Below are 11,871 nucleotides of genomic sequence, written 5' to 3'. Positions count from 1 at the left end.
TTTGCCCATGGCCTCTTCGCGTTCGGTCGACCCCGGACAGTTACGTGCGGCGGTGCTGGCGATTTCCCCGTGGCTGCAGGGCGATGCGCCCGCTCCGGCACGCCCGGAACTGGCCGCGGCGGTGCGCCTTTCGCTGCGCGCGCTGGCGGCGGACGCACCGGGCCGGACGGTCGAAGTCCGGGTGCCGCCCTTCGCCGCCGTGCAGTGCGTCGAGGGGCCGCGGCACACCCGAGGCACCCCGCCGAACGTGATCGAGACCGACCCGCGCACATGGCTCGAACTGGCCACCGGGCAACTGGACTGGACCACGGCCGTGGCGGACGGCCGGGTGACCGCGTCGGGCACCCGCGCCGACCTGTCCCACTGGCTCCCGCTGCTCCGCCTTTGACGGGTGGGCGAGGCGCGCGCCGGGACTAGGGCTTGCGGCCGATCCCGCCCGCGATGGTCCGCTGGGCCACGTTGAGCTCCTTGAGCCGCGGGCCGTCCGGCCACCAGTCGGCGCACCGGACCACACCCGGGGGCACCATTTCGAGGCCGGGGAACAGGCCTTCGATCTCCGCCTGCTTCCGGAAGGTGCCCGAGCCCATCGGGCTGTGCAGGAAGAAGTCCTCCATCTTGCGGGCGGTCGCGGAGTCCTCGTCGTCGGGGTCGAAGAAGTGCGAGAGCGCCACGAAGGAGCCCGACGGCAGGGCGGCGATGTACTCCTTCATGATCTCCGCCGGCCGCTCCGGGTCGCCGTTGAAGTGGTGCAGCGTGCCCATCTGGAGGAGGGCGACCGGCTCGGTGAAGTCGATGTGCTGCCGGACGACCTCGTTCTCGAGGATCCGCTGCGGCTCGAAGATGTCCTCGGCGACGAAGTGGGTGTTCTCGTTCTCCTCGAGCAGCGCGCGGCCGTGGGCGAGCACGACCGGGTCGTTGTCGACGTAGACGACCTCGATGTCCGGGTTGATCCGCTGGACGACCTGGTGGGTGTTCTCGGCGGTCGGCAGGCCGGAGCCGCAGTCGAGGAACTGGGTGATGCCGGTCTGGCTGGCGAGGAAGCGGCAGGCCCGGATCAGGAAGCCGCGGTTTTCGAACGCGAGGTCCTGCGCTTCCGGGGCGGCCTTCTGCACCTTGTGCAGGACCTCCCGGTCGATCTCGTAGTTGTCCTTCCCGAGCAGGAAGGCGTCGTACACGCGCGCGATGCTCGCTCGGGTCGGGTCGACCCCGACGGGAACTCGTTCGGTCCGGGTCGCGGCGTCGGGCATGTTGAACCTCGCAAGTTCTGTGTCGAAAGTCTCGTACTCTACGTAGAGTAGGACTACGCACGCACGCGGTAAACCGGGTCACCTCTTTGCGCAGGACGGCCCAACGTGTACTTTCGGTAGTCGGGCTAGGACCCCCTGGTGACGTGAGCGCGGAAGGGCCGGGAATGAACGCGGTGAACGCGTCCGCAGCTGAACAGAACATCGGCCCGACGGCGCGCCGCATGATCCTGGGCTCGCAGCTTCGCCGGCTCCGTGAAGAGGCCGGCATCACCCGTCAGCAGGCCGGTTACAACATCCGCGGGTCCGAGTCCAAGATCAGCCGGCTGGAGCTGGGCCGGGTCGGGTTCAAGGAACGCGACGTCACCGACCTGCTGACGATGTACGGCGTCGACGACCCGACGGAGCGTCGCGCGTTCCTCGACATGGTCAAGCAGTCGAACGAGCCGGGCTGGTGGCGGCGGTTCGGCGACACCATGCCGAACTGGTTCACCGACCTCGTCGGCCTCGAAGAAGCCGCGGCGCGAATCCAGATCTGGGAGCCGCTCTACGTGTCGGGCCTGCTCCAGATCGAGCCGTACGCGCGGGCGATCTTCAGCCACGGCCGGTCGGAGATGGCCGACGAGCGGGTCGACCAGCTGGTCGCGCTCCGGATGCGGCGGCAGAAGATGTTCAGCAGGCCGGACGCGCCACGCGTCTGGATGGTGCTCGACGAGTCGGTGCTCTACCGCCCGATCGGCGGGATGAAGGTCCTCAAGCAGCAGATCGAATACCTGCTCGAGATGAGCGCGCTGCCGCACGTGTCGATCCAGGTCCTGCCGTACACGCGCAGCGGCCTCTCCGCGGAGCACGCGTTTTCGCTGCTGCGGTTCGGCGAGCCGGAACTGCCGAACATCGCCTACGTCGAATACATGACCGGCGCGCACTACATCGAGAAGCGTGAAGAGATCGAGAAATACAGCCGCGCGCTGGACATGCTGGCGGTCGACGCGGAGACGCCCGAGCGGAGCCGGTCGATGCTCGGCAAGCGCCGTCAGGAGATCTAGCCACCCTCGCCTTGCTCCGGAGGCCGGTTTCGCTCAGGTGAGCGGTGACAAACAGTAGCCATTGCGCCGTTCGTGCACCCTCTTGTCATCCAATAGGTTAACGGCAGGCTGGCAATTCTTACCGTCGGCGAACTTTGCAAGAAATTCTGCACGTGCATTTAACTTTGCACTCACACGTGCTAGCCTCGGACACGCGGGCAGATGCACATGCATATGCATCGCCCTGGAGCTTTCCCGCATCGAGAGGTGGGCACATGGCTGAGCGATTCGAGAACGGCATCCCGGCCGATCGGCTGTCCGGTGCCGAATGGCGCAAGGCGAGCTACAGCGGTGCATACGGCAACTGCGTCGAGGTCGCGCCGCTGGTCAACGGGGAGATCGCGATGCGCAACTCGCGGTTCCCGACCGGCCCCGCGCTGGTGTACACGCGCGCGGAAATGGCGGCGTTCCTGGCGGGAGCGAAGGACGGTGAATTCGACGATGTCCTCGGCTGAGGCCGTCGCCCCCGTCTTCGACATCGAAACCGGACTGCAGGAGCTGGTGGCGCGCGGCTACCAGTTCGTCCACCCCGCCGACGAACGCGGTGAAGTCCTCGCCGTCGTCGGCGTGCGGGTGCACGACGACGTGGTGGACGTGGTCCGGCTCAACGCCGAGGACGACGTCGTGGCGACCAGGATGCCCGGCTCCGAAGAGAACATCTTCGAGCCGGAGCGGTGGCTTTGGCGCCGCCGCGGAGAAGGCGCGCAGGTGCTGGCGGAGATCCTTTCGCTGCCGGATGCGTGCTAGCGGTACAGGCTTGCGGGCCCCGTCCGAAGTGGTCAGTGCCACGTCGGGCGGGGCCTGGCTCATGTCCGCACCGTCTACACTGAAAGCGGCCTGACCACGTCTTCCCAGGAGCTCCTCGGTGGTTTCCGACCCGCAAGTCGTGTCCGACCAGCCCGACCCGGAACCCCGTGAGGAGTGTGGCGTCTTCGGCGTCTGGGCTCCCGGGGAAGAAGTCGCGAAGCTGACCTACTACGGCCTCTACGCCTTGCAGCACCGGGGCCAGGAGGCCGCCGGCATCTCCGTCTCCGACGGCTCGCAGATCGTGGTCTTCAAGGACCTCGGCCTGGTCAGCCAGGTGTTCGACGAGCAAATCCTGCAGTCGCTGCAGGGGCACATCGCCGTCGGGCACTGCCGGTACTCGACCACCGGCGCCACCATCTGGGAGAACGCCCAGCCGATCTTCCGCACCACCGCGACCGGCAGCGGCCTCTCGTTCGCGCACAACGGCAACCTCGTCAACACGGCCGAGCTGCGTGAACGCACCCTCGAAGCGGGGCTGAAGCCGCACGCGGGCCTGACCGGCTCCTCCAGTGACTCCGACCTGATCTGCGGCCTGCTCGCCGCGAACGCCGCCGACAAGGGCATCGAGGCGGCGGCCATGGAGCTGCTGCCCACCCTCAAGGGCGCCTTCTGCCTGGTGTTCGCCGACGAGAACACCCTCTACGCGGCCCGCGACCCGCACGGCGTGCACCCGCTGGTGCTCGGCCGGCTCGAGCGTGGCTGGGTCGTCTCGAGCGAGACGGCGGGCCTCGACATCGTCGGCGCGTCCTTCGTCCGCGAAGTCGAGCCCGGTGAACTGATCGCCATCGACGCCGCGGGCCTGCGCTCGTCCCGGTTCGCGAACCCGGACCCCAAGGGCTGCGTCTTCGAGTACGTCTACCTCGCCCGCCCCGACACCACGATCGCCGGCCGCGGCGTGCACGCCACCCGCGTCGAGATCGGCCGTCGCCTCGCCTCCGAGCAGCCGGTCGAGGCCGACCTGGTGATGCCGGTGCCGGAGTCGGGCACTCCCGCCGCGATCGGCTACGCGCAGGGCTCCGGCATCCCCTACGGCACCGGCCTGGTGAAGAACGCCTACGTCGGGCGCACCTTCATCCAGCCGTCGCAGACCATCCGCCAGCTGGGCATCCGGCTCAAGCTGAACCCGCTGCGCGACGTCATCCGCGGCAAGCGCCTGGTCGTGGTGGACGACTCGATCGTCCGCGGCAACACCCAGCGCGCGCTCGTCCGGATGCTGCGCGAGGCCGGCGCGCTCGAGGTGCACGTCCGGATCGCGTCGCCGCCGGTGCGCTGGCCGTGCTTCTACGGCATCGACTTCGCCTCGCGGGCCGAGCTGGTCGCGAACGGCGTCGACCTCGACGGCATCCGGCGCTCGATCGGAGCCGACTCGCTGGGCTACATTTCCCTGGACGGCCTGGTCGCGGCCACGGAACAACCGAAGTCGCGGCTGTGCACGGCGTGCTTCTCGGGCGAGTACCCGATTCCGCTGCCGGAGGACGCGCTGATCGGGAAGCACCTGCTCGAAAGCCTCGACGCGGTCAATGGCGCGGCGACCCCCGTCAGTCCCGCCGGGTACGGTGCCGAAGACGCCGTCCGGCGTCCCTAGCAGTTCCTTCCAGTAGGGAGTCCTTCCACCGTGAGCGAGTCCACGAGCGCCACGTACGCCGCCGCCGGCGTCAGCATCGACGCCGGCGACCGAGCCGTCGAGCTGCTCAAGCCGCACGCCGAGCGGGCGACGCGGCCCGAGGTCATGGGTGGCGTCGGCGGTTTCGCCGGGCTCTTTTCCCTGAAGCTCGACAAGTGGAAGGAGCCGGTGCTCGCGTCGTCGACCGACGGCGTCGGCACGAAGATCGCGGTCGCGCAGGCGCTCGACAAGCACGACACCGTCGGCATCGACCTGGTCGCGATGGTGGTCGACGACCTGGTCGTGACCGGGGCCGAGCCGCTGTTCCTGCAGGACTACATCGCCGTCGGCAAGGTGCACCCGGAGAAGATCGCCGCGCTGGTCGGCGGCATCGCCGAGGGCTGCGTCCGAGCCGGCTGCGCGCTGCTCGGCGGCGAGACCGCCGAGCACCCGGGCATGATGGGCGAGCACGACTACGACATGTCGGCCACCGGCGTCGGCGTGGTCGAAGCGTCGCAGCTGCTCTCGCCGGAGAAGGTCCGCCCGGGTGACGTCGTGCTGGCCCTCGGCTCGTCGGGCCTGCACTCGAACGGCTACTCGCTGGCCCGGCACGTGCTGCTGGACATCGCCCGGATGCCGCTCGGCGGGTACGTCGAGGAGTTCAGCCGCACCCTCGGCGAGGAGATGCTGGAGCCGACGCGGATCTACGCGAAGGACTGCCTCGCCCTCGCCGCGGAGACCGAGGTCCGGACGTTCGCGCACATCACCGGCGGCGGCCTGGAGGCCAACCTCGCCCGGGTCATGCCGCGCGGCCTGGTCGCCCGGCTCGACCGTGGCACCTGGACGCCGGCGCCGGTGTTCGCGCTGATCGGCCAGCGCGGCAAGGTCGAGCGCGCCGAGCTGGAGAAGACGTTCAACATGGGGGTCGGCATGGTCGCGATCGTCGGCGCCGAAGACGTCGACCGGGCGCTGGCCATGCTGACCGCGCGGCACGTCCCGGCGTGGGTGCTGGGTGACGTCCAGCCCGCCGAAGACGTCGACGGCCCGCGCGCGGTGCTCTCGGGTGACCACCCCCGCTTCTGACAGAAGTCCCTTGCTCGCGGCTGTCACACTTGAGGGGTGGCAGCCGAAGACGTGGTGATCGGCTCCCGGTTCACGATCCCGGGAGCCGAGTTGAGCGAGCGCTTTTCGCGCTCGTCCGGCCCGGGCGGGCAGGGCGTGAACACCACGGACTCGCGGGTCGAGCTCTCCTTCGACGTCGCCGCGTCGCCGTCGATCCCCGAGCACCTGCGTGACCGGGTGCTGACCGGGCTCGGCTCGCGGCTGGTCGACGGCGTCCTGACGATCGCCGCCAGCGAACACCGGTCGCAGCTGCAGAACCGGGAGGCCGCGCGGGGGCGCCTGGCGAACCTGCTGCTGGACGCGTCGGCACCGCCGCCCGCCAAGCGGCGCCCCACGAAGCCGTCGCGCGGTTCGAAAGAGCGCCGCCTGGCGTCGAAGAAGCGCCGGAGCGACGTCAAGAAAGGCCGCTCCGGCCGCTTCGACGACTAACGCAGCGACAGGTGCACGCACTCCCCGGCCGGCCGGAAGCCGACGCGGGCGTAGACGTTTCCGATCCCCAGGTCACCGGGGGTCAGGAACGCCGTGTGGGCGCCGGCCTCGTGGACCTCTCGGGTGAGGCGCGCGGTCAGCGCCGCGGCGATCCCGCGGCCGCGGAACGGCTCGAGCACGGCGATCCCGGCGATCTCGGTGGTGCCGTCGACGATTTCAAGCGCGAGCCCGCCGCCGACCACCGTCTTCGTCGCGAGATCCTCCGCCAAGAGGTGCCGCACGCCGGCTTGCCGGCCGGCTTTCAGCTGTTCGACCTCTTCGTCGCCGATTTCCGCGGGTTCGCCGAACGCCGTGTTCTGCGCCGACCGCATGCGCCGGAAGTCGTCGGCGGACTCCGGCAGGCGCAGCCGGATCCCGGCCGGAGCCGGCTTGTCGACCCGCGCGGCCGGCGCGCACGTCATCAGCGGCACCCGCCGTTCGAGCTCGTACCCCGCTTCGACCAGCAGTTTCTCCAGCTCGGGTGCGACGTCGGTGAAGTACTCCAGCCGCGGGAGCAAGTCCCGCCGCCGGTAGGCCGCGGTCAGCGCGCCGATCTCGGCCGCCGCCGGCTTCGCGCCGTCGTCCGGGATCGCGTAGTTGAGCATCGGGTGGGGCGTGCCCGGCGAGTAGGTCGCGAGGAACGGGCCGACCTGCTCGGTCTCGCGGCCGCGTGGCGCCGTCGTGCGGACATAGGCCTGAATGGCGGACATTGCTGGGTGTGAGCCTTTCGAGAGCACATCAAGGAACCGCAGCCCTCGGAACGGGCGTGCGGGGCGGGGCGCTGGGCGTCGGCCTAGCGGGGGCCGACGCCGGAGACGGCGCCAGGCATAGGCGGTCATTCCTCGAAGTCGAAACGGGCTCTTCGCAGCCATGATCGCACGGCCGGCAACCGGATTTACCGGCGTTCCGGAGACACACTGTCCACAGTGGAGCCTGTGGACAACCCTGTGGATGAATTCGCCGGAAAGGTGCGAAAGCTTTGCGTCGCAAGGAAAAGACGTGAGGTGACCCTGTGTACTACTTCGCGGCCAGTGCGCGCGCCTGCTCGAGCAAACGCTGAAGGTGCAGACCTCGCCGGACGTCGCACGGGTGCGTCGTCGTGCCACTCGCGATCATCGCCGCGAAATCGTCCAGCAGTGCGGTGTAGGACTCCTGCGCGGAGCCCGGTTCGCGCCCGAGCGTCCGGTAACCGTGCTCTCCCCAGACCGCGACTTCGACGACGGTCGGCTGCACCGGCAGCCGCAGCGAGAGCGTCGCCGTGCTGACCACGCCGCCGTCGTGCGCCAGCATCAGGTGCCAGAGGTCGCCGGGGCTCTGCCGGGCCGCCACCACCTCGGTGATCGGGCCGAGTGCCGCGTCCAGCATGTCGAGGGCGTGCGGGCCGATGTCGGACAGCGCGCCGCCGTCCTCCTGCCGCCACTCCGAGGCGGCGTACTGGCCGCCGAGCAGCGAGCCGGACAGCCAGCGCGCACCGCCGCCCGCCCAGCCGCCCGCCTGGGCGAGATCGGCGAGCCACTCCCGGGTCTGCGCCGAATAACGCAAGGTCAGCACCACGAGCGCAGCCACGTCGGCGGCCGCGACCGCGTCGGCCAGCCGTCGCGCGCCGTCGAGGTCGGCGGCGATCGGCTTCTCCAGGATCAGGTGCTTCCCGGCTTCGGCCGCGCGCACGCCCAGCTCGGCCTGGATCGACGGCGGAACGGCGAACGCGACCGCGTCCACCTGCTCGAACAGCTCCTCGACGCTGCCGGCGGCGACCGCGCAGTGCGTCTCCGCAAGCGTTTGCGCCGCCTCCGGCCGCCGGGCCCAGACCGCGGTCAGCACCGTGCCGGGGTGATCCGCCAGTCCGGGCGCGTGGATCGTCGTCGCCCACGGGCCGGCGCCGATCAGGCCGACGCGCAGCTGTCCGTCCGCGATGAGCTGTCCCACGGCCCGCAGTCTAGGTGTGTCCCGCGTCGCTCCGGAACCGCACCTGCCGCGGGCACCGGCCTGGTTAAAGTGCCTGCATGATCGCCTCCCGCTTCGCCGTCGTTTGCGCTCTCCTGTTCGGCGCCGCCCCCGCTTCGGCGGCGGGCACCGACGGGGCCTGCCCGGACGGCGGCGGCGTGACGGTGGTCGTCGACTTCGGCGACCTCGGGCCCGGGACATTGATCCGTTGCGCCGCCGGCACGCCCGCGAACGGCATCGCCGCCCTGCAGGAGGCCGGGATCGAGGTGGCCGGTTCGCAGAAGTACGGCCTCGCGGTGGCCTGCCGGATCAACGGCAAGCCGGGTCCCGACGTCGAGTCCTGCGCGGGCATGCCGTCGGCGACGGCGTACTGGAGCTACTGGCACGCCTCCGCCGGGGGCAGCTGGACGTCGAGTCAGGAAGGCGCCCAGACGGCGAAGCCGGCCCCGGGCGGGTTCGAGGGCTGGGCGTTCGCGCGGCCGAAGTCGGCGAACGACCTGCCGGCGCCGCCGCGGGTGCCGCCGGTGCGCCAGGTTTCGGCGCCGGCGCCCGCGCCCGCCGCCTCCGCCGAGGGGTCGTTCCCGTGGGGGCTGGTGATCGGGGCGGCCGTGATCGTGCTGGTCGGCGGCGCCGGGATCGTCGTCGCCCGGCGCCGGCGTGACCGGTAGGGCGCTGCACCCCGGCGCCTGGTGGGCTTGGGCGCTCGCGCTGGCCGTCGCCGCGAGCCGGACGACGAACCCGCTGCTGCTCGGGCTGATCATCGCCGTCGCCGGGTTCGTCGTGGTGAACCGGCGGAGTGACGCGCCCTGGGCGCTGGCGTTCCGGCTGTACGTCTACGTCGGCGCGGTGATCGTCGCCTCGCGCGTGCTGTTCCGGATCCTGATCGGCGGCGAGGACGGCGGCCACGTGCTGGTCACGCTGCCGCGGATCCCGCTCGCCGCCGGGTTGGCCCTGTTCGGGCCCGTGTCGGCGGAGGCGCTGCTCGGCGGCTTCTACGACGGCCTGCGGCTGGCGACGATGGTCGTCTGCGTCGGCGCGGCGAACGCCCTGGCGAACCCGAAACGCCTGCTCAAGGCGGTGCCGGGGGCGTTGTACGAGGTGGGTACGGCGGTGACGGTGGCGCTGACGGTCGCCCCGCAGCTCGTCGAGAGCGTGCAGCGGGTGCGGCGGGCCCGCCGGCTGCGGGCGGGGCGGACTCGCGGATTGCGGGCGGTCAAGGGCATCGTGGTGCCGGTGCTGGAGGACGCGATGGACCGGTCCCTGCGGCTGGCGGCCGCGATGGACTCCCGGGGCTACGGCCGCCGGGCCTACCTGAGCGGCGGCCTGCGGGCGCTGATCGCTTCCTGCGTCTTGGCGGGGTTGACTGGCGTGTGCGTCGGCGTCTACGGCGTGCTCGACGGGACGTCGTCCTGGCTCGGGGTGCCGTTGCTGGCGGTGGGGCTGATCGTGGCCGTCGTCGGCTTCGTCCTCGGCGGCCGGCGGGTGCGGCGGACGGCGTACCGGCCGGACCCGTGGCGGTGGCCGGAGACCCTGGTCGTCGCGGCCGGCGTCGGGGCGTGCGCGCTGCTGTTCGCGACCGCCCGGATCGACGCGGGCCGGTTGTTCCCGTCGCTGAGCCCGCTGCGCTGGCCGGAGGTTTCCTGGGTGCACGTGGTGTCCGTCCTGGTCGCGGCGCTGCCGGCGTTCGTTTCGCCCCCGGTTCCGGAGGTCGGCCGATGATCGAGCTTTCGCGGGTCACGGTGACCTACCCGGACGCCTCGCGGCCGGTGCTGTCGGACGTGTCGCTGCTGGTCGAAGAGGGCGAGTTGTGCCTGGTCGCGGGGCCGACGGGGGCGGGCAAGTCGACGGTCCTCGGCCTCCTCAACGGGCTCGTCCCGCACTTCACCGGCGGCCGGCTTTCCGGCCGGGTCGTCGTCTCCGGCCTGGACACGGCCCGGTACCCGCCCCGGGAGCTGGCTTCGGTCGTCGGCGTCGTCGGGCAGGACCCGCTCGCGGGGTTCGTGACGGACACCGTCGAGGAGGAGCTCGCGTACGCGATGGAGCAGCTGGCGGTGCCGCCGGACGTCATGCGCAAGCGCGTCGAGGAAACCCTGGACCTGCTGGGCATCGCGGAGCTGCGCAACCGTCCACTTCGGACGCTATCGGGTGGCCAGCAGCAGCGCGTGGCGATCGGTTCGGTGCTGACGGCCCACCCGGCCGTCGTGGTGCTGGACGAGCCGACGTCGGCACTGGACCCGACGGCGGCCGAGGACGTCCTCGCGGCGATCACCCGGCTCGTGCACGACTTGGGGACGACGGTGATCGTCGCGGAGCACCGGATGGAGCGGGTGGCCCAGTACGCGGACCGGCTGCTGTACCTGCCGGGCGACGGCTCGGTGCGCTCCGGACCGCCGGCCGAAATCTTGGCGACGTCCTCGATCGCCCCGCCGATCGCCGAGCTGGGGCGGCTCGCGGGCTGGTCGCCGCTGCCGTTGTCGGTGCGGGACGCGCGGCGGGTCGCGGGGCCGCTGCGCGCTCGGCTCGCACCGAGTCTCCAAAAACTGTCGGTGGTGGGTCGTAGCCTGTCGGTGACCGGTTCGGCACTGGATGTGCGAGGGGTGGTGGTCCGATACGGAGATGTCCTGGCGGTGCGCGGGGTGGACCTGCGCGTCGGACCGGGCGAGGTGGTCGCGCTGATGGGACGCAACGGCTCCGGCAAGTCGTCGCTTCTCTGGGCGGTGCAGGGCAGCGGCCCGAGGTCGGCGGGGAAGGTCGACGTCGGTGGAGCGGACCCGGCAGCGCTCAAGCCACGAGTGGCCCGTCAGCGCGTGGGCCTGGTCCCGCAGACCCCGGCCGACCTGCTGTACCTCGATTCGGTGGACGCCGAGTGCGCCCAGGCGGACACCGAGTCGGAGGTCCCGGCGGGAACGGCCCGGGCCCTGCTGGACAGGCTCGCCCCCGAAATCGCCGGTGAAGCGCACCCCGGCGACCTTTCGGAAGGGCAGCGACTGGCGTTGGTGCTGGCGATCCAGCTGGCGTCGGCCCCACCGCTGGTCCTGCTCGACGAGCCCACCCGCGGCCTGGACTACCACGCGAAACGGCGCTTCGCGTCGGCCCTGCGAGAGCTGGCCTCGCAGGGCCACGCGGTAGTGCTGGCAACCCACGACGTCGAGTTCGTGGCAACGGTGGCCGACCGCGTGGTGGTCATGGCCGAGGGCGAGGTGGTAGCGGACGGCCCGACGAAGGAGGTGATCGTCGCCTCGCCGGCGTTCGCCCCGCAGGTGGCGAAGATCCTGGCCCCGCAGCAGTGGCTGACGGTGGACGAGGTAGCGGAAGCGCTGGCGTGAGCACGCGGAGGAGGGGGTGGGCGGGGCGGGGGGCGGGGGCGGGGAGCCGAAGCCCACGAGCGCACTCGGCCGCCCGCAGGTGCGACGCCTTTGCCGCCGGCTCGCGGTGTGTGGTTGGTGGCTGCCCGCAGGTCTGCGACCGCTTCGCCGCCGACCTGCGGGTCGCGGTGGGCGGCGCCTCGTCGGTGCGCAAGCGTGCGGGCTTTCACAGCCGCCCGCAGGCGCGCGAACGGTCGAGCAGTGATCTGCGGGCTTCGGCCTGCCTCGGAGCG

The 11,871-nt window shown here is 71.3% G+C and carries 13 protein-coding genes; 10 read left to right on the top strand and 3 right to left on the bottom strand.

All coding sequences use genetic code 11. The features are described 5' to 3' along the window. Positions 1–7: 7 nt before the first annotated feature. Positions 8–388, top strand: coding sequence for a sterol carrier family protein (locus tag C2L58_RS13435; protein WP_199191251.1), 381 nt, complete (start codon positions 8–10; stop codon positions 386–388). A gap of 25 nt (positions 389–413) precedes the next feature. Here the strand turns inward: C2L58_RS13435 and C2L58_RS13430 are convergent, their stop codons facing one another. Continuing rightward, positions 414–1,247 (bottom strand): SAM-dependent methyltransferase, encoded by an 834-nt coding sequence (locus C2L58_RS13430; RefSeq protein WP_103337910.1) that lies wholly within the window; start codon positions 1,245–1,247, stop codon positions 414–416. A 164-nt stretch (positions 1,248–1,411) separates the two neighbouring features. Between C2L58_RS13430 and C2L58_RS13425 the strand changes: the two genes are divergently transcribed. The 6 genes from C2L58_RS13425 (at position 1,412) to arfB (ending at position 6,290) form a co-directional block, all read left to right on the top strand. Next, positions 1,412–2,290 carry a helix-turn-helix domain-containing protein gene (locus C2L58_RS13425; protein ID WP_103337909.1) on the top strand — a complete coding sequence of 293 codons (879 nt, stop codon included), beginning with the start codon at positions 1,412–1,414 and terminating at the stop codon, positions 2,288–2,290. A gap of 254 nt (positions 2,291–2,544) precedes the next feature. Beyond that, on the top strand, positions 2,545–2,784 hold the full coding sequence (locus C2L58_RS13420) for a DUF397 domain-containing protein (RefSeq protein WP_103337908.1): 240 nt from the start codon (positions 2,545–2,547) through the stop codon (positions 2,782–2,784). Beyond that, complete coding sequence (locus C2L58_RS13415) at positions 2,771–3,076, top strand: hypothetical protein (protein WP_091304778.1); 306 nt, start codon at positions 2,771–2,773, stop codon at positions 3,074–3,076. Before C2L58_RS13420 ends, C2L58_RS13415 begins: the two co-directional genes overlap by 14 nt. A gap of 118 nt (positions 3,077–3,194) precedes the next feature. After that, positions 3,195–4,721: an amidophosphoribosyltransferase gene (gene purF, locus C2L58_RS13410; RefSeq protein WP_103337907.1), complete on the top strand. Its 1,527-nt coding sequence runs from the start codon at positions 3,195–3,197 to the stop codon at positions 4,719–4,721. A gap of 30 nt (positions 4,722–4,751) precedes the next feature. Further along, positions 4,752–5,822, top strand: a complete 1,071-nt coding sequence (gene purM / locus C2L58_RS13405) for a phosphoribosylformylglycinamidine cyclo-ligase (protein ID WP_103337906.1) — start codon at positions 4,752–4,754, stop codon at positions 5,820–5,822. A 51-nt stretch (positions 5,823–5,873) separates the two neighbouring features. Continuing rightward, positions 5,874–6,290, top strand: a complete 417-nt coding sequence (gene arfB / locus C2L58_RS13400) for an alternative ribosome rescue aminoacyl-tRNA hydrolase ArfB (protein ID WP_103338078.1) — start codon at positions 5,874–5,876, stop codon at positions 6,288–6,290. Here the strand turns inward: arfB and C2L58_RS13395 are convergent. Beyond that, positions 6,287–7,039 (bottom strand): GNAT family N-acetyltransferase, encoded by a 753-nt coding sequence (locus C2L58_RS13395; protein ID WP_103337905.1) that lies wholly within the window; start codon positions 7,037–7,039, stop codon positions 6,287–6,289. The genes arfB and C2L58_RS13395 overlap by 4 nt on opposite strands. Positions 7,040–7,346: 307 nt before the next feature. Next, positions 7,347–8,255, bottom strand: coding sequence for a Gfo/Idh/MocA family protein (locus tag C2L58_RS13390; RefSeq protein WP_103337904.1), 909 nt, complete (start codon positions 8,253–8,255; stop codon positions 7,347–7,349). A 77-nt stretch (positions 8,256–8,332) separates the two neighbouring features. Here C2L58_RS13390 and C2L58_RS13385 point away from each other — a divergent pair, with 77 nt between their 5' ends. From C2L58_RS13385 to C2L58_RS13375, 3 genes are read left to right on the top strand one after another with little or no spacing between them, the layout of a single operon-like run. Beyond that, positions 8,333–8,941: a hypothetical protein gene (locus C2L58_RS13385; protein WP_103337903.1), complete on the top strand. Its 609-nt coding sequence runs from the start codon at positions 8,333–8,335 to the stop codon at positions 8,939–8,941. Then, positions 8,931–9,992, top strand: coding sequence for a CbiQ family ECF transporter T component (locus C2L58_RS13380; protein WP_199191250.1), 1,062 nt, complete (start codon positions 8,931–8,933; stop codon positions 9,990–9,992). Before C2L58_RS13385 ends, C2L58_RS13380 begins: the two co-directional genes overlap by 11 nt. Next, positions 9,989–11,599 (top strand): ABC transporter ATP-binding protein, encoded by a 1,611-nt coding sequence (locus C2L58_RS13375; protein ID WP_103337902.1) that lies wholly within the window; start codon positions 9,989–9,991, stop codon positions 11,597–11,599. The genes C2L58_RS13380 and C2L58_RS13375 overlap by 4 nt, the downstream gene beginning before the upstream one ends. Positions 11,600–11,871: the final 272 nt, after the last annotated feature.

It is taken from the genome of Amycolatopsis sp. CA-126428 (assembly GCF_002904335.1).
Lineage (GTDB): Bacteria > Actinomycetota > Actinomycetes > Mycobacteriales > Pseudonocardiaceae > Amycolatopsis.
This window is presented reverse-complemented; position numbering and strand designations above follow the sequence as displayed.